19 protein-coding genes are annotated in these 21,184 nt (G+C 38.8%); 6 read left to right on the top strand and 13 right to left on the bottom strand.

Annotated elements, in window-relative coordinates; all coding sequences use genetic code 11:
- Positions 1-9: 9 nt before the first annotated feature.
- From BM207_RS16880 to BM207_RS16920, 9 genes are all read right to left on the bottom strand, one after another.
- Positions 10-1,683, bottom strand: a complete 1,674-nt coding sequence (locus tag BM207_RS16880; RefSeq protein ID WP_090997149.1) for a glycoside hydrolase family 28 protein — start codon at positions 1,681-1,683, stop codon at positions 10-12.
- Positions 1,684-1,780: 97 nt separating this feature from the next.
- Positions 1,781-3,388, bottom strand: coding sequence for a glycoside hydrolase family 43 protein (locus BM207_RS16885; RefSeq protein WP_090997152.1), 1,608 nt, complete (start codon positions 3,386-3,388; stop codon positions 1,781-1,783).
- A 211-nt stretch (positions 3,389-3,599) separates the two neighbouring features.
- Entirely contained in the window at positions 3,600-4,547 is a 948-nt protein-coding gene (locus BM207_RS16890; RefSeq protein WP_090997155.1) for a pectinesterase family protein, read from the bottom strand.
- A 32-nt stretch (positions 4,548-4,579) separates the two neighbouring features.
- Positions 4,580-5,542 (bottom strand): pectinesterase family protein, encoded by a 963-nt coding sequence (locus BM207_RS16895; protein ID WP_090997158.1) that lies wholly within the window; start codon positions 5,540-5,542, stop codon positions 4,580-4,582.
- A 2-nt stretch (positions 5,543-5,544) separates the two neighbouring features.
- Complete coding sequence (locus BM207_RS16900; protein ID WP_090997161.1) at positions 5,545-6,309, bottom strand: rhamnogalacturonan acetylesterase; 765 nt, start codon at positions 6,307-6,309, stop codon at positions 5,545-5,547.
- Complete coding sequence (locus tag BM207_RS16905) at positions 6,306-6,986, bottom strand: rhamnogalacturonan acetylesterase (protein WP_245768149.1); 681 nt, start codon at positions 6,984-6,986, stop codon at positions 6,306-6,308. The genes BM207_RS16900 and BM207_RS16905 overlap by 4 nt, the downstream gene beginning before the upstream one ends.
- Positions 6,987-7,027: 41 nt before the next feature.
- Complete coding sequence (locus tag BM207_RS16910) at positions 7,028-8,590, bottom strand: DUF4957 domain-containing protein (RefSeq protein ID WP_090997167.1); 1,563 nt, start codon at positions 8,588-8,590, stop codon at positions 7,028-7,030.
- A 10-nt stretch (positions 8,591-8,600) separates the two neighbouring features.
- The gene (locus tag BM207_RS16915; RefSeq protein WP_090997169.1) at positions 8,601-10,397 is read right to left on the bottom strand and encodes a RagB/SusD family nutrient uptake outer membrane protein; all 1,797 of its coding nucleotides are present in this window, start codon (positions 10,395-10,397) and stop codon (positions 8,601-8,603) included.
- Positions 10,398-10,420: 23 nt separating this feature from the next.
- Positions 10,421-13,612 carry a SusC/RagA family TonB-linked outer membrane protein gene (locus BM207_RS16920; protein ID WP_090997172.1) on the bottom strand — a complete coding sequence of 1,064 codons (3,192 nt, stop codon included), beginning with the start codon at positions 13,610-13,612 and terminating at the stop codon, positions 10,421-10,423.
- A gap of 186 nt (positions 13,613-13,798) precedes the next feature.
- Between BM207_RS16920 and BM207_RS16925 the strand changes: the two genes are divergently transcribed.
- Complete coding sequence (locus BM207_RS16925; RefSeq protein ID WP_090997175.1) at positions 13,799-14,809, top strand: LacI family DNA-binding transcriptional regulator; 1,011 nt, start codon at positions 13,799-13,801, stop codon at positions 14,807-14,809.
- Between the two features lie 15 nt (positions 14,810-14,824).
- On the opposite strand, the gene BM207_RS16930 is transcribed toward BM207_RS16925, so the two are convergent.
- Entirely contained in the window at positions 14,825-15,253 is a 429-nt protein-coding gene (locus tag BM207_RS16930; RefSeq protein WP_090997178.1) for a nuclear transport factor 2 family protein, read from the bottom strand.
- Between the two features lie 180 nt (positions 15,254-15,433).
- Positions 15,434-15,796 (bottom strand): response regulator, encoded by a 363-nt coding sequence (locus BM207_RS16935; RefSeq protein WP_177217157.1) that lies wholly within the window; start codon positions 15,794-15,796, stop codon positions 15,434-15,436.
- 379 nt (positions 15,797-16,175) lie between these two features.
- Here BM207_RS16935 and BM207_RS16940 point away from each other — a divergent pair, with 379 nt between their 5' ends.
- Genes BM207_RS16940 through BM207_RS16955 form a run of 4 tightly spaced genes read left to right on the top strand, consistent with a single transcriptional unit; the run spans position 16,176 to position 18,611 of the window.
- Complete coding sequence (locus BM207_RS16940; RefSeq protein WP_090997405.1) at positions 16,176-16,610, top strand: 3-hydroxyacyl-ACP dehydratase FabZ family protein; 435 nt, start codon at positions 16,176-16,178, stop codon at positions 16,608-16,610.
- A 5-nt stretch (positions 16,611-16,615) separates the two neighbouring features.
- A complete protein-coding gene (locus BM207_RS16945; protein ID WP_090997184.1) occupies positions 16,616-17,887 on the top strand; it encodes a beta-ketoacyl-[acyl-carrier-protein] synthase family protein in 1,272 nt (423 codons plus the stop codon).
- The gene (locus BM207_RS16950) at positions 17,887-18,147 is read left to right on the top strand and encodes a phosphopantetheine-binding protein (protein WP_090997189.1); all 261 of its coding nucleotides are present in this window, start codon (positions 17,887-17,889) and stop codon (positions 18,145-18,147) included. Before BM207_RS16945 ends, BM207_RS16950 begins: the two co-directional genes overlap by 1 nt.
- Positions 18,144-18,611 (top strand): 4'-phosphopantetheinyl transferase family protein, encoded by a 468-nt coding sequence (locus tag BM207_RS16955; RefSeq protein ID WP_090997192.1) that lies wholly within the window; start codon positions 18,144-18,146, stop codon positions 18,609-18,611. Before BM207_RS16950 ends, BM207_RS16955 begins: the two co-directional genes overlap by 4 nt.
- A gap of 60 nt (positions 18,612-18,671) precedes the next feature.
- On the opposite strand, the gene BM207_RS16960 is transcribed toward BM207_RS16955, so the two are convergent.
- Entirely contained in the window at positions 18,672-18,863 is a 192-nt protein-coding gene (locus BM207_RS16960) for a cold-shock protein (RefSeq protein WP_090997195.1), read from the bottom strand.
- A gap of 59 nt (positions 18,864-18,922) precedes the next feature.
- Positions 18,923-19,192, bottom strand: coding sequence for a hypothetical protein (locus BM207_RS16965; protein ID WP_090997198.1), 270 nt, complete (start codon positions 19,190-19,192; stop codon positions 18,923-18,925).
- 165 nt (positions 19,193-19,357) lie between these two features.
- Here BM207_RS16965 and BM207_RS16970 point away from each other — a divergent pair, with 165 nt between their 5' ends.
- Positions 19,358-21,001, top strand: a complete 1,644-nt coding sequence (locus BM207_RS16970) for a tetratricopeptide repeat protein (protein WP_090997201.1) — start codon at positions 19,358-19,360, stop codon at positions 20,999-21,001.
- The last annotated feature ends 183 nt before the right edge of the window (positions 21,002-21,184 follow it).

Genomic DNA, 21,184 nt, shown 5'->3' on the forward strand with positions numbered 1-21,184 from the left:
CTTATATATTTATTTGTTGATCTGTAGTGATTTCTCTTCTGCTCCAGCTAGAAATTCAGTTTTTACGTTAGCTTTCGTCGCATCTAAACCTGAGGTCCTAATTGCACTATTTCTGTCTCCGCTAATTCGGAAAAGCAGTTGGGCAGTGTTATATTTTAAATTGTTGAAGTTGATTTGATTTCCATTTTGGATATTGATTAGCGGATTTGCTTCATCTACTGTTAAACTCACGTTATGAAGTGTGATATTTTTAGCTTCCTGGATATCTATTCCCTCTTTAGCTTTAATACTTAGGTTAGCTAAGTTAATATTGCTGATGCTCAGCTCTGGAAGGCCCCTCATAAATACTGCCTTGGCAGCGCCATCACAGGTAACGTTGCTAATGTAAAAATCTTTAAATGTTGGAGTTTCCTCTGTTACGGGAAGGATTACCACCTTTGGAGCCTCTCTTTTTTCTCCCTTTAAAGGTACTGGATCAACCGCAGCATAATACATATCAAATAGAATAGCTTCTCCAATAATACCTATCATATTAATGTTTTTGACAAATATTTTCTCTACCACCCCGCCACGGCCACGGGTAGTCTTAAAGCGAAGGCCAATATCTGTTCCAATAAATGAGCAATCGTACACAAATATATTTTTTGCTCCACCACTCATTTCGCTCCCAATCACAAATCCTCCATGCGCCTGGTAAACTGTACTATTGCGAATGATCACATTTTCAGTCGGCATGCCTCGTTTTCTGCCTGCGGCATCTCTACCCGATTTAATACAAATCCCATCATCACCCACATCGAATGTACTTCCTTCAATTAAAACATTTTTACACGATTCGATATCTATCCCGTCGCCATTTTGCGCATACCATGGGTTTTTAGCATATACATTTCTTACTGTTAGATCTTCACACATCAAGGGATGGATGTTCCAGGCAGCAGAATTCTGAAAAGTAACCCCCTCTAGTAAAATGCGTTTACATGAAGTAAACACGAGAAGATTGGGACGTAAGAAATCTTTAATGGATTGGTAAAATTCTGGTGTTTTATCTGGCGTAATTTCCCCAGGGTTCTTCATTTTAGCTGCATTAAAGAACTTCTCAGTAGGATACCAGGTTTTCTTGTCTTCACTTAACACACCACCTGAAGCCAGGAGTTTCGACCATTGGTTTGCAGTTAATTTCTCCTTTTTTACCATCCTCCAAGCTTCACCTGCCCCATCGATAATGCCATGACCAGTAATCGCAATATTTTGCTGGTTGGTAGCCCATAATGGCGATTGGTTCCGCATTTGCGGCAACCCTTCCCAGTTACTTGCCACTAGCGGATATTGGTTAAAATCTTTGGTAAACTGTAGAATGGAGTTTTTTTGCAGGTGCAAGTTCACATTACTCTTCAATTCAATCGGGCCAGTGAGCCACAATCCTTGGGGAATTAGCACCACTCCGCCGCCTCTTTTGTTACAGGCGATAACTGCATCATTTATGCTTTTTGTGTTCAAGGTTAAGCCATCGCCTACAGCGCCATATTTTATAATATTTAAAGTATCTGCTTTAAAAGAAGTTTTTGCAACTTTTGGCAGGTTATCAAACGAATAAGCCTTACCCACACCAGTTTGTGCATTTAAAGAAATCGATGTCGAAAATAGAGCGACAGTAAATAGAATAGATGCTATTTTGTTCATGTGTTAGTTACAGATTATATCGGTTTGCAATAAACAAGTCTACACAGTTTTGAACGGGAATGAAACTAAATGACCGAAAATAACTGTGCAATCGTTCTCAAAGAACCCTAAACCAGTCGAAATCGGCATAACCCGCATCATTGGTCTGTTGTTCTCTAACGCAGAATAAACCAACTTTAGCACCTATCCATTTTCCTGGTTCGGCCTGAAAGGTTTCCTTTACCTGGTTGTATAGCTTATCATCTGTACTATAGCTAAATTGACATTTAGCACCCGAGCTTACCGAAACCCGTAAATAGATTTCCTTTTGGGTTAATTTAACTAAGGTTTGCTCACTTTCTATACTTCCTTTTTCTGCATTATTGCAAACTGAATAAACTAAATATAGTCCGTCTTGTTTGCTTTTTACAGCAAGATTGGCATAACTCAATCCTGCGATTATTAAGCCCGACTGCTCGTTTACAAGCTTCATGTTAGGTGAGAACGTCATCTTAGTGGTTACCGTAAATTCCTCAGCAGGAAATTTTTGCAAGAGCAAGTTCGGTACATCCCAAAGATTTTTAGCACTATCGGGTTTTTTGACCGAATAAAGTCTTAACACACCTTTTGAAGGATTTAAGAATGACCAGGTAGCAACTGGATTGGCTTGCCATTGCCATTGTAAACCCATATTAGGGGCATTAAACTCGTCGCTCTCCATTGGAGTAACCATCTTAGCCGCTTTTGTTATAGAGGGCTTTTTATGAATTAGCACGGGTTCTCCTGCTCCGTCCCCATCGCTATCAACCCCAATAACCGGCCAATTATTTATCCATTTCAGGGGTTGTAGATGCACTACCCGTCCGTAAGCTCCTTTATCCTGAAAATGTAAAAACCAGTCTTCCCCGGCAGGGGTACTTACCCAGGCGCCTTGATGTGGACCATTGATTGGCGATTTACCCTGATCCATTACCACCTTTCGCTCATAAGGTCCGTATATATTTTTAGCGCGCAACACCGTTTGCCAACCAGTTGACACGCCACCTCCGGGAGCAAAAATGTAGTAATATCCATTTCGTTTATAAAACTTTGGCCCTTCAATGGTTGGGTCCAGCTCATGTCCGTCATAAACCAATTTGCCTTCATCGATAACTTTGTCGCCACTGGAATTTAATCTTTTAACCACAATGATACTTTTTATCCCAGCCCTGCTGCCTGCATAAGCATGAACTAAATATACCTTTCCATCTTCATCCCAGAGCGGACATGGATCTATCAACCCCTTTCCCTCCTCAACCAAGGTAGGTTCAGACCAAGGTCCGGCTGCATTTTTAGCTTTGGTTAGGTAAATACCGAAATCAGGATCTGGATAATAGAGGTAGAATTCTCTGTTATGAAAACGGATAGCGGGAGCCCATACACCGTTACCATGTTGTGGTTGAGCAAAGTGCTTGAATGGGGGCTGTCTTTTTAAGGCATGGCCTATGATTTTCCAATTTACCAAATCTGTGGAATGCAAAATCGGCAAGCCTGGAACTGCATTGAAGCTGGATGAAACCATATAAAAATCATTTCCCACTCGAATTGCATCTGGGTCTGAATAATCACTATGGATGATCGGGTTTTTATATTTTCCGTTTCCCATATCGGGCACCCATGTTTTGGAAACTTGGGCATTGAGTGCCATTGTTGAACAGCTTATTAAAATGGTATATAGTACTTTCATTGTTTATGATGTTATTTTATCTATTACGTCATTATAGGAAAAGTTAGTCGTTGTAGGGGCATCCGTCGTTGCGAGCGCAGTTTCGTCATTGCGAGCGTAGTTTCGTCATTGCGAGCGCAGCGAAGCAATCTTAAGCGATCAATTAGATTGCTTCGCTGCGCTCGCAATGACGGAGTTTCCCATTTTGCTGCGCTCGCAATGACGCCCCTAATTAGGGAATCCAGGCAGTTGTTCCCTTAAAAATATTCGTTAAGGTATATTGTTTACCTTCTTTTTTGGTGAGTTGTTTAGACCAGGGCACCCTCTTTTCTTTTACAAATCCTGGTCCATATGAGCCATATTCTGCATAATAGGTTTTCAAATGATTTTCATTGTTGTTCCATACATGCCAGCCCTCCGGAGCGATGTGTTTACCCATGTTAGTGTTTATAAAAACAGTTTTGGCGAATGGGCGCCATGGTCGGCCTAAATATACTTTTTGGGCAGCTGAGTCGGCCGTTAGTTTACAATTTAGAAACACGAAGCCAAAAGCTTTTGCAGGGGTAGTTGAGGCGGCCGTAATGTAGGAGTTCTTTTTGCTATGGATATGGCAGTTTTCGAAAACCACCGTTGCCGCACCGAAAATAAAATCTGTTGTACCTTCGATGTAGCAATTCAAAAAGTATTGTCTGCTGGTTTCGTTAGAAGGGAATAATGTATCTTGATTACCTAAAATATTGCAGTTTTTAACGATTACCCGATCTGCGGTAATGTGTAGGGCAACAGCTTGTCCTACTGGCCCGGCACTATTCTCAAAGGTTATATTTTCTGCAGTAAAATCATTCCCTTCCACTAGCACCGTATGTGAAGTATAGGTATTGTGGCCATTTCTTCCTGAATAGTCATTAAATGTAATAATGGTATTCGTTTTATCTTCCCCAATTAAAGAAATTCTTGGCTTCTGCGGTGGAATAACCAACTTTTCTTGATAGGTACCTTTTTTAATGTAGATCGGCACCTGAACCTCAGACCAATCCCTTACTCCGTTCACTGCTTCTTGGATAGTTTTAAAATCCCCTGTTCCATCTTGAGCAACGGTAAATGATTTGGGGAATGTTTGATTTTGAGCTTGAGAGGAGAGTGTTAAAAAAGTTAATAAAAAAAGGAATATTGGTTTCATTTGCGCTGTGCTTTAATTTTTATTATTTGTACTTACTCCTTCGGATTCCAGCCATTAAAAATCTCTTCCATTGTATATGCTTTAACCGTTATTTCATCCAGTTGATGCGACCATTTAACCCGTGCCTTGGCGTTTGCACCTGGCCCTTGGCTGTTGTATTCGGCATAGTATGCTGTTTTTTCATTCGTTTCTTTGCCCCAGTTGTTCCATCCCTCGGGCTTTATCATTTTGCCTAAGTAGCAATTAATAAATACCGATTTTGCATAGGGGCGCCAGGGCCGACCTAAATAAAAAGAATTATCGGTAGCATCGCCAGTAATTTTGCTGTTGATAAACACATAGCCATATTTCGAAGAATCTGGTGAAGAGGAAGCTGTGATGTAACCTGCCTTTTTGCAGAAAATTTCACATTTATCGAATACCGCAGTTGATGATCCGAAGATAAAATCTACCGTTCCTTCAATATAGCATTGGTAGTAATATTGGCGGCTAGCATAGCCGTAAGTATATAAAGTATCCTGAAAACCAAGCATCCTACAATTGATAAATCTAGCTTTATCTCCTGCTACAAATAAAGCTACTGCCTGCCCTACCGGTCCTGCTGTATTTTGAAAGGTTATATTTTCTGCAGTAAAAGAATTTCCATATATGTAAACACTCGATGATCCCGAAGTACCTTTTTCTTCTCCAAAGGAGTTCTTTTTCTGCGCCCAATCATCATAAGTTAAAATCGTATGCGCTACATTTTCTCCGATCATTTTAATAAATTGTTTGGAGGTAGCGATATTTAATTTCTCCTTATACACCCCATTTTTAATAAAAATGGTCGTCGTTACTTTTCTGTAATCGGGCACCGCATTAATGGCCTCTTGAACAGTTTTATAATTTCCTGATCCATCGGCAGCTACAATAATATCGTAAACTGTGGGGCTTGAGGCGAAAACAAAAGAAACCATTAAACAATTTAACACCAACAGTAATTTAATTTTCTTCATGATTATAACTTTTTCATCGCATTAAATACCAATTGGGCAACTGCTATTGCGCCCTCTTTTTGAAAATGAGTATTGTCTTTTTGTCCGGTGGGGTATGCTGAGTAAACTCCTTTTTCGAAATTCATAAAATAGTTAGACGTTACTGCAGCTTTTCCTTTAGCTGTAAAGGCATCGATTGAAAGTTGGGTTAAATCGATTAGTTTCACGTTAAGTTCTGTGGCAACTTCCTTAACTGCGTTTGGATATTCGCCATGAACATTGTTTAATTTTCCGTCTTTCCACGGATAGTTTCTGTTTACGGGTGTTATTAAAATTGGCGTTGCTCCCTTTTCGCGGGTTTGATTTACATATAATCTCAAAAATGCTTTATAACCAACAATATTTACATATCGTTCAGGTTTGTCAATTGCTGCATCATTATGGCCGAACTGTATCATTACGATGTCGTTTTTCTTCAATACCTGATAAATTGCCTCCCACCGCCCTTCTTCAAAAAAGGTACGGGTACTTCTCCCACCCCGTGCTTTGTCAATGATAATAACACTATCTGAAGTGATTAAATTTTTAATTTTTACCAGACTGTCTTTCTTAAAAAAAGGTTGAAACACTTGTCCCCAGCCATGAAGTGGAAACCTCTTTTCCATATAACCTGAGTCCAGGCTATAATCGGCCATCGTAGAATCACCTATTAAAAAAATATGTACAGGCTTTTTTGGCACTGAAAGTGTGAAAAGGCCCAGCAAGAAAGCAACGGTAACTATCTTCATCTTTTAATCAAATGTTTTACCAATGGTAATTTTGTTTCACTAATTCCTTCTATCACTAATTTGGCAACAGCCTTCGCACCATCGGGACTTAAATGGGTATCATCTTTTTTTCCTTTCGGATAATTGACATGGCCACTATCTACGTGATTAAACAATTTAACGGACGATAGTTCGCCCAAACCAACAATTAACTGTTCTGTTTTTCGATGCATATCGATCAGGGGGATGTGCAAGGAGTCAGCTACTTTCCTCACTACCTCAGGATATCCGCCGTGGGTATCCCTGAAAATACCATTTTGATAGCTCCTTCGCATAATTGGCGTCAAAAGTACGGGGTGTGCTAGCTTTGCCTGTGTTTCTTTCACATACCTGATCAAATTGGTTTGATAGTCTGCGAGTGATGTTCCGACATCCGGTCGATCTACCTTTTCGTCATTATGACCAAATTGGATAAATACATAGTCGCCCTTTTTTAAACTGGCCAGTACCTCAGCCCATCTTTTTTCAACGATAAATGATTTTGTACTTCTTCCGTTTAGGGCACGGTTGTCTACCGACACTTCCTGGTCAAAAAACGAAGCTAACTCCATTCCCCAACCTGTTTCTGGGTATGCCTTTTCCTGCTTATTTGCAGCAGTAGAATCTCCAATAATATAAATGGTCGTCTGCTGCTGCAAATTAGTCAGGCATAATAAAAAAAAGGCTAAGCTAACCCATTTTATCGCCATCTAGCGTCTCCTATTCCATTGGCTTTTAAAGTAAATTCAGTTAGGGTAAAATTCCCTGCTGCTGGATTTGCGAAACCAGGATTTAAGGTAGTAAAGCTACCCGTATCATATTTTGCGCCAGAAGTTGCACTTCCGCCCATAAATGTTGGCGCGTTGAAATAGTTATTTGCAATAAAATTACCGGCAACAATTTGGGTTGATGCCTGGTTGGTTAAAATACCGTTTGAATTGGCTACGATGTTCTTAGTAAAATAGATTTCTTGTTTAGGCAGGCGAATATATAAAAGTCGATTGCTCGCTCCGTTCAATATACCATAGAAAGTATTATTTGAAATGGTGATAACAGAGGTTACCGTTGGGAAATTATTACCGCCACCAGCGTCCATCCTAAAGAAATCCCGTGCTAAAGCAGCATTATATACGGTATTATTTAAGAAATTGTAAGTCTTAGCAATTCCATTTCTGAAATCCAGTAGATCGCCTCCTACACATTCCACATCACTAATGATATTTCCTTTAAAATTAACTGATTCAATCAATGCTTTTACGTTCGCATACAAAACGCCTTTCACATAGTTCTTAATTGCACAATTTTCGATTGCTAAATTACCATACGCAATATCTGAAGCTTCATCATAAATTATAGCCTGATTATCGTTTTGTGCGCCGGTTCCATCTAGCACTAGATCTTTTAAATCTAATCCTGCATTTCCTCTTATTCTAACAACCATTCCTTTAATAATTGGTTTATCAGACGGTCTGGCACCTTTTAGCGCAATAGATTTGTTTATAGTAATATCGGCATTGATATTGTACGTTCCTGGCATCAAGGCTAATACCTCACCCGCGGAAGCGCCTGCAATCATGGCTGCTAAATCATCACTTGGCAAAACTAATGTTGCCCCTCCTAAATCGAGTGGGGTGGTAAAAGTGATAGTTCCACGAGTTTTTGTTCCGTTAAATAATTTGGCGGTATACAAAGTTTCGCCTGTTAAACCCGTTACAATTGCTTCTCCGGCGGCGACTTCAGGTGCTGTAACAGCTCTTGTAATATTACCTGGATTTATGGTGATCGTCGTTGCTGGTTGTCCCGCAGGCCAATTTATTGCCACAGATGTGGCCGTTAATTTAGCCGGATTTACCGTCTGCAAAATCTGTTCTGAATCGGTTTTCAAGCTCGCAGTTATCCATTTAGAATCTTCTACTCCCTCACCAGCAGCTTTTACCCTAATTGCATATTGTGTATCACCTGCCAGTCCTGTAACCGTGTACGGAACCTGCAAAAAAGGAATATCTTTAATTGATTTAACTGGTGTTCCCGAAAAATCTGCATTCTCAAAAACCTCTACAGTATACGTTTTAGCATTATTTACAGCTTTCCACGTAAGTCTGATATCTGTTCTATTAATTACGTTCGCGGTTAAACCTGTTGGTGAAAAAGCACGATCTACTTCCAGCTTGGTCACTTCGTCCATCATATCGTCTTTACAACCTGAAAACGCTACTAAGGTCATCAGGAAGAAAACGCTTGTATATATATAATTCCTATTCATAACCTCTTAATTATAAATTTAAGTTCTTGTTGTTTAACATTCCATTAGAAGAATCTAAAAAGATCTGCCAGATTGGCCAATATTGCTGCTTGTTTGGATCTTTTACATATAATGCATTCCAATACGCAGTTGCGTCATTGGCTGCAGACATTGTCCAGTTTTTATTTGAAGGGTAGCCTAGTGCAACACCTTGTGCGTCGGTATCACCAAAGTTTAGCCCATAGATTTCAACGCTTTCGCCATTCGCAGCTGTTTTATAGTATATTTTGGCAGGGAGCGCAGCATATTTTCCTTCTCTTGCTTCTAATTGCTGCAACTTAACTTTCGCTTCAGCTAATTTTGCACCTAATAAATTCCAGCGGATCAGATCAGACTTCCTTAACATTTCGCCCGTAAACTCCAATGCTCTTTCATCTACAATGGCATTAAAGAATGTTTGCTTAGAGGTGGAAGCAGTTGCCATAAAAGTATTCACTTTCGCAGCATTATTTGGAAATGCGCGTTCGCGGATCATTCTTAAATAGGGTGCCGCTGCTCCTGGTCCATCCAATTCGTTGATGGCTTCTGCAGCCATTAGTATGACGTCGGCATAACGCATATATAACCAGTTTAAACCATCATCATTGGTAGATGTTACTCTACGTTTCATCCATTCATAACGATATTTTCCGAAATACAGGCGTCCGAGGCTAGATGGAACCTGAATCGCCCCTTTTGTTCCATCACCACCATCCCACTCATAAGGAACTACTGTTACCGCCCGGCGAACATCATCTTTATCATATTCATACAACATGATTGGATTTACGCCATTTGTACCCCCTTTATTCTGCCCGGTGTATTGGTCTGTTTTTAAATGTCTAACACCCAAATCAAATATCACCCTACCGCGGCCTTCGCTAAATGGAATTTCCCACATCGACTCTAATCCTGCCGCACCGCCTTCTTCATTTAATTTCCTGAATACCTCCTCAAAACCCAGCAATCGCAATTTCTTACTATCGATGATCTCTAAGCATTCTTTTTTAGCAATTGCATACATTTTGTCGCGAGAAAGTTCTGCATCTGTACTTAAGCGTATTGTTCCATCTAAACGTTGTCCGTAGCCTCCAGCTGCTAAAGCGATTCTTGCTCGCATCCCTTTTGCAAAAGCTTTGCTTACACGTTCAACTTTACTAGTATTGGCCGTTTCATTTGGCCAGGGCAAATAACCTGCAGCTTCATCTAAATCCTTTAAAAGTTGTTTATAAACAACATCTCTGTCATCTCTCGGTAAATAGGTTGTTGCGGTGGTAATGGGTTCAAATCTAGCAGGCACATCGCCCCAACCTTTTAATAAATCATTATACAAAACGGCTCTTAGGGTTAATATTTCACCTAGCAGTTGCGCCATTTGCGGACTACTTTCTATCTTCCCATAGGTCCTTATCCCTTTAATAGCTAGATTAGCTCTTTCAATACCTTCATAAAGTTTAGCCCACACATTATTATCTGTGTTCATCTGACCATTGTTTACATTGGTATCATAGTTAGAAAGTCTGGATTTGTCGTCCGTTGTATTTTTTAGGCCATTACTCACTTCTGTGTCAGTGTTTACCCCATAAAAAACTAAGAAACGGCCTCTATAAGAGTTGGTTTCTCCAAATGATTGAATGATACCTGCTATGGCGCCTTCTGCCAGACCAGGTGTAGAAAAAATAACAGATTCGTCAAGGGATGATTTAGTTGGCGCATCCAATGCGTTTTTACAGCTACTTATCACAGCTACACCGATCAGGATGAATACGATATAAATAATCTTTTTCATATTTCTATAATTAAATAGTGTTCTTAAAAATTAACATTTAGACCAAAAACAAATGATTTGCTTTTCGGATAAGCCGAGTAGTCTACTCCCGGAGTTAGGTTGGTTCTACGACGTGTTGAAACTTCTGGGTCGAATCCGGTATAATCGGTTAGCAACCATAAATTATAACCAGATGCGTAAACTCTCATTTTTTTCATTTTTATCTTGTCTGAGATGCTTTTTGGCAAAGTATAACCTAATGTGATTGTAGATAATCTCAAGAAAGAACCGTCTTCTACTGCCCAATCGCTTAATACAAACGTTTTCATGTAAGGCGACCAAAGTGTGGTATTTGCGTTCATGGCCGACAATTCAGCTGGGTCGTTGCTAATGGTGCCATCTGCACGAAGGTTTGTCCAGCGATTTCCGCTTGCCATTTGGGAAATCATATTTCTAGAGCTGTATTTACTAGTGGAGGTGTACTCAACTTTATTAGCGTTGTAGATATCATTTCCATAACTCCAATTGAAATAGGCACCAATATCGAAATTATATACTCTTGAGTTTATTGTAAACCCTCCGGTATTTAATGGATTAGCGTTTCCAATCACTGTTCGATCAGATAAATCTATCTTTCCATCACCCGAAAGGTCTTGTAATTTCATTGAACCCGGACGAATAGTTCCTGTGAAAGATGTTCCATCAACCACACCTGATTTTAATGTCCAATTACCTGTGGCTGCATTATATCCTGTAAAATCAGAGACCTCGTACCTGCCAGCATTTTTGTACCCATAGATTCTGCCAATCGAAGCCCCTTCTTCTACTAGGTAGTCGACGCCAATTTCGGTTGAAGCCCAGCCAGATTGACCGTTGATGTTTTTAACAGTTCCGAGCGACAGTACTTTGTTTCTGTTGAAGTTGATATTTCCTCCTATAGATAATTCGAAATTGTTTTTTTTCACTGCGTTCCAGTTTAGAGAAAGTTCTAAACCTTTATTTTGAGTTTTCCCGAGGTTACGATACTGGAAATCGTATCCTGTTCCAGCAACTGGAAACTGAATTAATAGATCTTTTGTTTGGTTTAAATAGGCATCAACTGTACCCGTAAGTTTTGAACCTAGCAATGCAAAATCTACCCCTATGTTTCGGGTAACTGCAGTTTCCCATTTCAGATCTGGATTAGCCATTGTTTTTGAAGCTGCCCAAAAATTATTGAAACCATTTACCCATGTAGTTACTGAGTTTTGGAAGGTCTGCGCCATTTGTCCGGCTGGAATATTGTTATTCCCAGCAGTACCATAACTAGCCCTGATCTTTAAATCAACTAACCAAGATTTGGTATTGGCCATAAATCCTTCTTGTGAAACTCTCCAAGCACCAGATACCGATGGGAAATATCCCCAACGATTTCCTTCTGAGAACTTGGACGATCCATCTGCCCTAAATGTGGCGCTCAGCAAGTACTTACCCTCATAATCATAGTTAACCCTTCCAAAAAATGACATTAACTTATCATCAGGAAAAAGGCTGTTATCAATGGAATTGGCTTTTCCTTGCGTAGAAAGTACGCTAGCTTGTTCAAAGCCAAAAGATTTAGGAAAACCATGTACAACTGTCGTTAATACGCCTTGTTCTGTTTTAATAAATTCTTGACCAATTAAGGCATTTAAATTGTGCTTATTGCTTATAATTTTACTAAAATTATAGTTTATAGTGTTTGTATTTCTGAAGCTATTTCTATTTGTGTTTGCGAATATAACAGCAGGAAGATTTTGATTTTCTGCCGCTGGAACATTTCTTACATAGTAGGTGGTATTTCCATAAAAACGATCTTGATCATTTCTAAACCCATCATAGCCCATTTCCGCGCGTAGCTTTAAATTATCGATAATATCATAAGAAATTGCTCCATTGATATTGTATGTTTTGCGGCGAATATACTGGTCGTTATCAGAAATGGCGATTAATGGGCTATATAGGTTAAACTCATCATCAGTTTCTGTAGTAGTTGTTAAGCCAGGTACTGGAAATGACGGGAACAACATCGCATACTTCAAACGTGAATCGGCAGATGAAATTTCATTTTGCTCATTAGCGCCACCGCCTTTCGTTTTAGTATCCGCATAGCGCAAGCCAAAATCTAGCGTCAGACCTTTATAAAGTTTATGATTTAATTTGAAGTTAACGTTCTGTCTTTCAAAATTAGATAATTGCATAATTGCTTTGTCTTTAACGAAACTATGACTGAGGCTATACTTTGTTTTTTCGCCTCCACCACTAATACTTATATTCTGATTAAAAGTAGTTCCGGTTCGGCCAAATACGATCTCTTGCCAATCATTGAACGGTACATTGGCGTAAAGGTCTATATCCTGAAAGTTGCCAAAATACTGGGTATAATCAAGAGGAGATTTATCTAAAAGTGATCTTTCATATTGCCAGGTAACATAATCAAGTGGCGTTAAAACGTCCAATTTATTTGCCAATTGACGGGTTCCTGTAAAAGCGTTATAGCTCACCGATGTTCTGCCATCTTTGGAGTTTTTAGTGGTAATTAAAACTACGCCATTGGCTCCTCTCGCGCCATAAATTGCTGACGAAGAGCCATCTTTTAAGATATCGATTGATTCGATATCCTGCGGAGCGATGTCCGCAATTGTGTTTACAGGAAACCCATCTACAATATATAAAGGCGTATTATCTCCTGTAATAGAACCACCTCCCCGCACTCTCACTGTCATTTCAGCATTAGGAGAACCCTCGGTTGTGGCGATACTGATACCTGCAACCCGACCTTGAATGGCCTCTAGTGCAGAAGATACGGGCGCAGCGGCGATTACATCAGCACCAACAGAAGATACGGCTCCTGTTAGATCTTTTTTGCGGACCGTGCCATAACCGATATTGATCACAACTTCGTCTAATGAAGCTACGTCATCTTCCAAGGCAAAATTGATTGTTGAAGAAGTGCCAACAGTAACTTCCTGCATTTTATAGCCAAGGTACTTTGCTTGTAAAACGGGCGTTCCTGAAAGCGGGACGTTAATTTTATACGCTCCATTTTCGTCGGTACTTACAATGATAGTTGTTCCTTTTACAGTTACAGATGCGCCAGGAATAGCTTGCTTGGTTGCTTTATCTGTAATTTTCCCTGAGACCTGTTTTGTTTGTTGTGCGTTCGCCAGTCCGAAAAAGAGGGCGAGCATACTACATAATAGTAAAACTTTTTTCATACTTAAGGTTATAATTTGGTTATACTGGTTAGCTTTTAAGGCCTTCCCTTAACAAGTCTACATTGTTTTTTTTATAAAGCATGATAGTACAGGACACTAAATTTGTGCAATCGTTCCCGACAACGTTGCCAAAATTCAACTTAAAAAGTTATCTTTAAATTTGTGAAAAAAAACTATCGTTAAATCATGTTTGAGCCCGTAACCATAAAAGATATCGCCAAGGCCTTAGGGCTATCAACTTCCACCGTTTCAAGAGCATTGAGAGATACGCACGAAATTAGTGCAGCGACTAAAAAAATTGTTTTAGCTTATGCTAAAGAGATTAATTACCAGCCCAACCCTATTGCCTTAAGTTTAAAAGAGCGTAGAAGTAAATCTATTGGCGTGGTGGTAAGCGAAGTGGCTAATAGTTACTTTTCACAGGCAATTAACGGGATTGAATCGATTGCATACGATAGAGGCTATCATGTTATCATTTCCCAAACGCATGAATCTTACGATCGTGAAGTAATTAACGTTCAGCATTTGGCTTCAAGGTCTGTAGATGGGCTTTTAGTTTCGTTGTCTTCAGAAACAACTGACATATCACATCTTTCCTCATTGCACGAACGCGGTTTACCAATTGTATTTTTTGATCGTGTAGCCGACGAAATCGACACCCATAAGGTAATTGCGAACAATGAAAAAGGGGCTTATCAGGCAACTGAGTATTTAATTAAACAAGGATATCAAAGAATTGCCCATCTAACGAGTTCAAAGCATTTATCAATCAGTATAGAAAGACTGTCTGGTTATGAGGCTGCTTTGAGGGACCATAATATGGAGGTGAGTTCCTCCTACATTAAGCATTGTCTTCATGGAGGGATGCTGCCTGAAGAAACCGAAACCGCTATCAAAGAATTAATGTCGCTTAAAGAAAAGCCAGATGCAATTTTTGTTGCTGGAGACCGCCTGAGTACCGGGTGTTTAAGTGTTTTTAAAAAATTGAGCATAGCTGTTCCGGAAGAAATAGCAATTGCCGGATTTAGCAACTCGGATGTACTGGATCTTTTTAACCCATCATTAACTTCTGTTAGGCAGCCCGCTTATGATATTGGCCAATTGGCAACTGAAATGTTGTTACAACTTATCGAAGCTAAATATCCAGTAGAAGAATTCGAAAAAAAGATATTGGCAACCGATTTGTATGTGAGATAGCATAGCATAAACCAATTAAGGTAATTTATAGGCTTGTCGCCCAAATAATTTCCAGTCTTTACCTTCCTTATGCCAAACTAATAATATCCCTAGATGAACTTCTCCTGGTTTGCCGCCGTCATTTGTTTTAGCATCTAGCTGGTGGCGAACCAATGCGGTCTTCCCAGCGATTTTTACGGTCTGCTTATTAAAATCTGCTGTTACAAAATCGGATTTTCCACTTGCAAATGTTTCCACAAATGCTGTATAATCCTCGATTTTTCCAGAAGAATGTCCGTAGCTTAAATCTTTACTAGTGATACTTTCCAGATCAGCTCTATTTCCACTGATCATTCCAAGCCTTAATTTTTCCACGGCAGCTAGCAATTTGTTTTCCGAAGCAGTCTGTGCTTTTAAATTCATGGCCAGACTTATTAATAATAGAAATAATGTAATCTTTTTCATCGAAATATGTGTGTTTATTATGGAAAGTTTGTTAATGAAAACGGTTGCAATATACAATTTATTTTTACCGAGCGGTATTTGAAAAAGGCCGTCGAAGAAAAACCCTTAACACTTTGACAAACTTTGAAGGTTGTCAACACGTTAAGGGTTGGAGATTATGAGAGCGTAATTTGTAAACAATTATAAAACTAATGAATGCCTCTGTAATGGCTTGGCAATCAATTTAAGTACAAAGGGATTTAATTTTATTCTTTCTAAATCTTCCCTTCTTTCAGAGGCAGTAACTACCACGATGCTACATCCATCTTTAATTTCGTCAACACATTCTTTAAAGTGTTGCAAGAAATCAAATCCATTCATTACAGGCATATCCAAATCAAGAAATATCCTGTACGGCAATGCCTCCGGGGCGTTAACATTTAACAGCAGGTAGGCCAATGCTTCATTTGCACTGTTCATCACAATAATATCGCGACTTTTATCATTTAATCTCAGCACATGTTCCGTGATCAACTGATCAATTGGATTGTCATCAATTATCATTATTTTACTTTTACCCACGGGAGTCATTTATGTAACTACTTTATATAATTCAAATTAAAAGCCAAGTTTTAACTTGAACGAGATATGTACTTAATCGTCAGTCCACAAACCCAATTTCTCAATGGAGAATGGATATTTAATTAGTAACAAGATACTATTAAATTTTGGCAATTGATGTTATAACAAATAATATTGAGCATCAAATTCCCCAAAATCGGCAATAAATACCCTTCTTGGGGAAAACATACCCGATTTTCCGTCTTTAAAACGCATAATTCCATTTGCCTTTAACTTTCGTATATCTTAAGAAATTTGATAACTTTGAATGTAAGTGGAGTAGCGTATATATTCGTTATCCGTATACCAACAGATGGAGTTTATGGACCTTAAAGAAATACAAAGCAGCTTACCTTATCTTCCTCCTTTTCTTTTTGTCGATGAACTTCAACATGTAGACGAGGTTAGCGCTATTGGAACTTTTACCTTTAAATCAACGTTAGATTTCTATAAAGGGCATTTCAAAGACATACCTGTTACACCAGGCGTAATACTTACTGAAACTATGGCGCAAATCGGTGTAGTTTGCCTTGGAATTTACTTACTAAGAAATGAACCACCGAACAGGGGTCAATTTGTAATGACATCCGCTGCAGTAGATTTTTTAAAACCGGTGCTTCCGGGAGAAAAGGTTACGGTTAGCTCTGAAAAAGTATATTTTAGATTCAATAAATTAAAATGCGCTGTTAAAATGCAAAATAGCAAACAAGAAATTGTTTGCGCTGGTACAATCTCGGGAAAAATCATAAAAAGCTAAAATCGATGCAAAACAGGGTGGTCATCACAGGCATGGGGGTGGTTGCACCAAACGGTGTTGGACTTAAAGCTTTCGAGAATGCCATTCGAAATGGAGTTTCCGGAATTAAATTCGACCAGCAATTAGCCGATCTGGCGTTTTCTTGTCAGCTTTCGGGAAAGCCCTTCCTTACTGAAGAACTTATAGGAAATTACTTTACGCCTTTACAATTAAAAAATTTCAATAGCAGCGGGATTTTATATGGAATAATTGCTGGAGTAGATGCTTGGCAGGATGCAGGCCTATCGATTAATAAAGCCGAAGATCCTCTTTGGGATTATGGAACTGTATTCGGCACTGGATCTTCTGGTGTAGAACGTTTTAGAGAAGCTATTTATAAAATTGATGAGCTCCAGGTTAAAAGATTAGGAAGTACTGCAGTTGTACAAACGATGAACAGCGGTGTAAGCGCTTATTTATCTGGTAAACTGGGATTGGGTAATCAGGTTACTACCAACTCATCAGCATGCTGCACTGGCACAGAGAGCCTCCTACTTGCCTATGAGCGTGTTAAAGCGGGTGAGGCGGAGATTATGCTCGCCGGCTCTACAACAGATAGCGGCCCATATATTTGGGGTGGTTTTGATGCCATGAAGGTCTGCACTTATAAACATAATGATAGTCCGGAACAGGGATCAAGGCCCATGAGTGCAACGGCGAGTGGTTTTGTTCCTGGAAGTGGCGCAGGCGCGTTTGTAGTAGAATCTTTAACGCATGCCCTTGCGCGAGGTGCGAAGATATATGCTGAAATCTTAGGGGGGAATTTAAATTCTGGTGGCCAAAGAGGGAGCGGTACCATGACTGCTCCGAATGCTGTAGCTGTACAAAAATGTATTACCAAAGCTTTAGCGAATGCGAAGGTTCATGCCGCGGAGATAGACACGATTAATGGACATTTAACCGCTACGATGATGGATGCAACTGAAATTAAAAACTGGACCGAAGCGCTGCAGCGAAGCGGTAAAGATTTTCCCTATATCAATTCTCTAAAAAGCATGGTGGGACACTGTCTAAGCGCCGCCGGAAGCATAGAATGTGTGGCTGCAGTATTACAAATAAAAAATAGTTTCCTATTTCCCAACCTTAATATAGACGACCTTCATCCTGAAATTACAAACCTTATAGATGAAGAGAAAATACCTAAAAAAGCAATCTCAAAAGAAATAGATATATTAGTAAAAGCAAGCTTCGGTTTTGGTGATGTAAATGCTTGCATCCTCTTAAAAAAATATAAATAATGGATAGAAAAGAAATCATAGACCGATTAAAGCCTATTATTAAAACATATGCACCTGCCCAGGTTAAGGAAAAACTAGAGGAGCTAACAGAGGATGCAGACTTTATCCAAGATTTATATATCAATTCGGCAAATTTGGTTGATATTATTTTGGATGTGGAAGAAGAATTTAACATCACAATCGATAATGAATCGATGGAGAAAATGCTAACTGTTAAGGCATCTATTGATATAATTATTACAAAGTTGTCTGAAAAATGACCGGCAATGATCTGGTAGATCTTAACCAGGCAGCGAGCGATAGTAATTGGCAACGAAAGGGTTACTTGGATAAGATTTACACCTTGGCAGAACAAAAAATCCTCATCGCTTCGAAAGATCAAAATGAAACGGTGTGGTTGTTATGGAGTATGAAAGAGGCTGCCTACAAAATTTATTCGCGCCAAACTGGTATAAGGAACTATGCTCCATGCTCTTTACAATGCTTCGACCTTCAGCCAGATGCTCATAAGGTTAACGGCAAAGTGAAAGTGGCCGACCATTTATTTTATACGGAAAGCTTTATATCAGCCAATTACATCCATACAATTGCAGCGCTTTCTATGGCGAGCCTCACTGAAATCAAGGTAAAAATATATACCTATCCAGACACACTTTTCGATTATAGAAGTACGGAGCCGCAATGCGTAAGTCACCATGGAAAGTATTTAGCGCTGGTTTATTAGCGCAAAAAAAAAACATCCGCCCACTGGACGAATGCTTTTCAATTTATGAAGGATAATTTCTTAGTCTATCTTAACATTAACTGCGTTTAGGCCTTTTTTGCCTTGCTCGATATCATAGCTTACTTGATCGTTCTCACGAATTTGATCGATCAGGCCTGATACGTGTACAAAAATTTCAGCATCACCATTAGCTGGTACGATAAATCCAAAACCTTTTGTCTCATTGAAAAATTTTACTGTTCCTTGTTGCATTATACTATATTTTAAATATTAAAGCACAAAGGTAACATAAATTAATGGATTTCAAGCATTTATTTATCAGAGTCCAAATAAGCCCTAATTTTATCTTCTCCTATGGTATCCAGGAATTCTGTAATTCCATAATATTCTATTGCGGTCAGAATATCAATGTGACTTAATAGATTCTCTGGCTTTACGCCATTGATATTTATATTTATACGGTTTGGCTTGTCAGCTGCTTCAATACAGGACCCCAAAACATTGCTAATTTTAACGTTCATTAAGGGCTTTATATTCGTATCTACGATAGGTTCTAAACTATCTGTAAGGGTCTCGACCATGTCGGTTAGATTATGTGTAATGATACTAACGGAATAATAAAGCGAATTGTTTTATACACCCGCAAAAAAAAGAATCATATGACAATAAAATCGACAATTTAGTTTGTCATCTTAAAGAACAACAAAAAGTGAAAAGCGAAGCTTATATTTGAGCACTATAAAAGAATGATTGACCGGCGAAAAACATATCTTATTTTAATTGCGCTCTTATCAGTTTTTCATTTTGCTTATGCGCAATCTGATAAGCAAAGGATAGATAGCCTAAAAACTCACTTAACTAAAACGGAGATTCCTGAAGAAAAAATACGCACTATGCTCTCGCTTTCGAGGTTAACCGGGAAATCTGATGCTAAATCGGCCTTGACCTATGTCGAAAAAGCTAAACATTTGGCAAATGAAATTCAGATAGATAGCCTCATTATTAAATCGACGATTAATCTTGCTATCGCTTATCTAAAACTTGGGAATTATCCTCGGTCGTTAGACCTTTATCAGGAAGTTATTAGAAATAAGGCATCAAATCCCAATGATCTCTTAACTGCCTATAATGGAATTGGTATTATCAATTATTACCAGAGAGATTATAAAAATGCAGTCAAATATTACAACAAAGCACTTACCTTTTCATCGACAACCAAACAGGAAATTATACGCGAAAAAGCCCTTAAACAAAGTCTTTTAAATAATCTCGGTATCATTCACGAGGAGATGAAGGAGTTTGACAAAGCAAATATCTTCTATGTTGAAGCAATGAAGATGGCTAAAGAGGTAACAAGCGAGTCTATTCTGCCACATATATTAACCAACCAAGGTCGTTTATTTCACAGACAAAATAAAAACAAAGAGGCGCTTAAATACTATTTAGAGGCGCTGTCCATCCGAAAAAATAACAATGACGAAGCAGGAATGGCGATATCATACGACGCTTTAGGTGGGTTCTATTTTGACTTGAAAGATTACAAGACTGCGGAAAGGTATTTAAATGAAGCCGTGAAACTTGGTCAACGCACTGGCGATCTGCTAACTGTGCGCAGAGCGTCAGACCACCTATTTAAATTATATCAACAGTTAGGCAATTACAAGATGGCCTTTGAAACCCTTGTTTTAAACAAACAAGTGAGCGACACCTTGTTCAACGCAGAACGCTCTAATAAGATAACGCAATTAGAGATGCAATTCGAGTTTGATCGAAGACGTAATGAAGAACAAGCAAAACAAAGAGAAAAGGAGCTCAGATATCTGTTGCTGGGGATCGGTCTTACACTCTCGTTGATTATTGTGAGTTTATTGTTTTATTTACAAAGAAACAAAATAAGAAACTCGTTACTGGAACAGGCACATTTGAAATTAGAGAAAGATAATTTAGAAAAAGGGATTGAATTAAAAAACAAGGAGCTTACGGTAAACATTTTACACCTTATTCAGAAAAATGAGTTGATTGATCATATTTCAGATAAGCTCTTGAAGATCAAACAAAATGTTGACGGAGATGCAAAACCCGCGATGCAAAGAGTGGTTACAGATCTTCAGTCTAACTTGAGGCCGGATCTTTTAAAAGAATTTGAATTTCGGTTCCAACAGATCCATGAAGATTTTTATGATATCCTGAACCAAAGGTTTCCCAACCTTAGTCCTAGCGAACGGAAACTATGCGCTTTCTTGAAGCTGAACATGACCACTAAAGAAATTTCTGCCATCACCCATCAGAACGTTAAATCAATCGAAATTGCCAGAACGCGCTTACGTAAAAAGTTAAACTTGACCGGTTTAGATTATAACTTGGTAACCTTTCTTTCCCAATTAAATTAGACTGATGACCTACAGCCTATTCTCAATTTTCTGAATTGCAATAATTTTTTCAACGTTATTAGGGTAATGTAGTGGTGCATAGTGCTCAAATAACGCATTTTGTAATGGTTTTGTAGTGGTCTTTTTTTCTCGTTCCTTTTTTTCTATCCTGATATTTGGATTATCAATTGACACCAAATCAGA

The organism is Pedobacter insulae, assembly GCF_900113525.1.
GTDB classification, from domain to species: Bacteria; Bacteroidota; Bacteroidia; order Sphingobacteriales; family Sphingobacteriaceae; genus Pedobacter; species Pedobacter insulae.

Coding starts and splice junctions, on each gene's coding strand:
- BM207_RS16885 (WP_090997152.1), bottom strand. CDS start 3,388: ATGAAAGTACTATATACCATTTTAATAAGCTGTTCAACAATGGCACTC.
- BM207_RS16965 (WP_090997198.1), bottom strand. CDS start 19,192: ATGGTCGAGACCCTTACAGATAGTTTAGAACCTATCGTAGATACGAAT.
- BM207_RS16890 (WP_090997155.1), bottom strand. CDS start 4,547: ATGAAACCAATATTCCTTTTTTTATTAACTTTTTTAACACTCTCCTCT.
- BM207_RS16955 (WP_090997192.1), top strand. CDS start 18,144: ATGACCGGCAATGATCTGGTAGATCTTAACCAGGCAGCGAGCGATAGT.
- BM207_RS16880 (WP_090997149.1), bottom strand. CDS start 1,683: ATGAACAAAATAGCATCTATTCTATTTACTGTCGCTCTATTTTCGACA.
- BM207_RS16940 (WP_090997405.1), top strand. CDS start 16,176: ATGGACCTTAAAGAAATACAAAGCAGCTTACCTTATCTTCCTCCTTTT.
- BM207_RS16960 (WP_090997195.1), bottom strand. CDS start 18,863: ATGCAACAAGGAACAGTAAAATTTTTCAATGAGACAAAAGGTTTTGGA.
- BM207_RS16970 (WP_090997201.1), top strand. CDS start 19,358: ATGATTGACCGGCGAAAAACATATCTTATTTTAATTGCGCTCTTATCA.
- BM207_RS16925 (WP_090997175.1), top strand. CDS start 13,799: ATGTTTGAGCCCGTAACCATAAAAGATATCGCCAAGGCCTTAGGGCTA.
- BM207_RS16895 (WP_090997158.1), bottom strand. CDS start 5,542: ATGAAGAAAATTAAATTACTGTTGGTGTTAAATTGTTTAATGGTTTCT.
- BM207_RS16920 (WP_090997172.1), bottom strand. CDS start 13,612: ATGAAAAAAGTTTTACTATTATGTAGTATGCTCGCCCTCTTTTTCGGA.
- BM207_RS16935 (WP_177217157.1), bottom strand. CDS start 15,796: ATGATAATTGATGACAATCCAATTGATCAGTTGATCACGGAACATGTG.
- BM207_RS16945 (WP_090997184.1), top strand. CDS start 16,616: ATGCAAAACAGGGTGGTCATCACAGGCATGGGGGTGGTTGCACCAAAC.
- BM207_RS16900 (WP_090997161.1), bottom strand. CDS start 6,309: ATGAAGATAGTTACCGTTGCTTTCTTGCTGGGCCTTTTCACACTTTCA.
- BM207_RS16910 (WP_090997167.1), bottom strand. CDS start 8,590: ATGAATAGGAATTATATATATACAAGCGTTTTCTTCCTGATGACCTTA.
- BM207_RS16915 (WP_090997169.1), bottom strand. CDS start 10,397: ATGAAAAAGATTATTTATATCGTATTCATCCTGATCGGTGTAGCTGTG.
- BM207_RS16930 (WP_090997178.1), bottom strand. CDS start 15,253: ATGAAAAAGATTACATTATTTCTATTATTAATAAGTCTGGCCATGAAT.
- BM207_RS16950 (WP_090997189.1), top strand. CDS start 17,887: ATGGATAGAAAAGAAATCATAGACCGATTAAAGCCTATTATTAAAACA.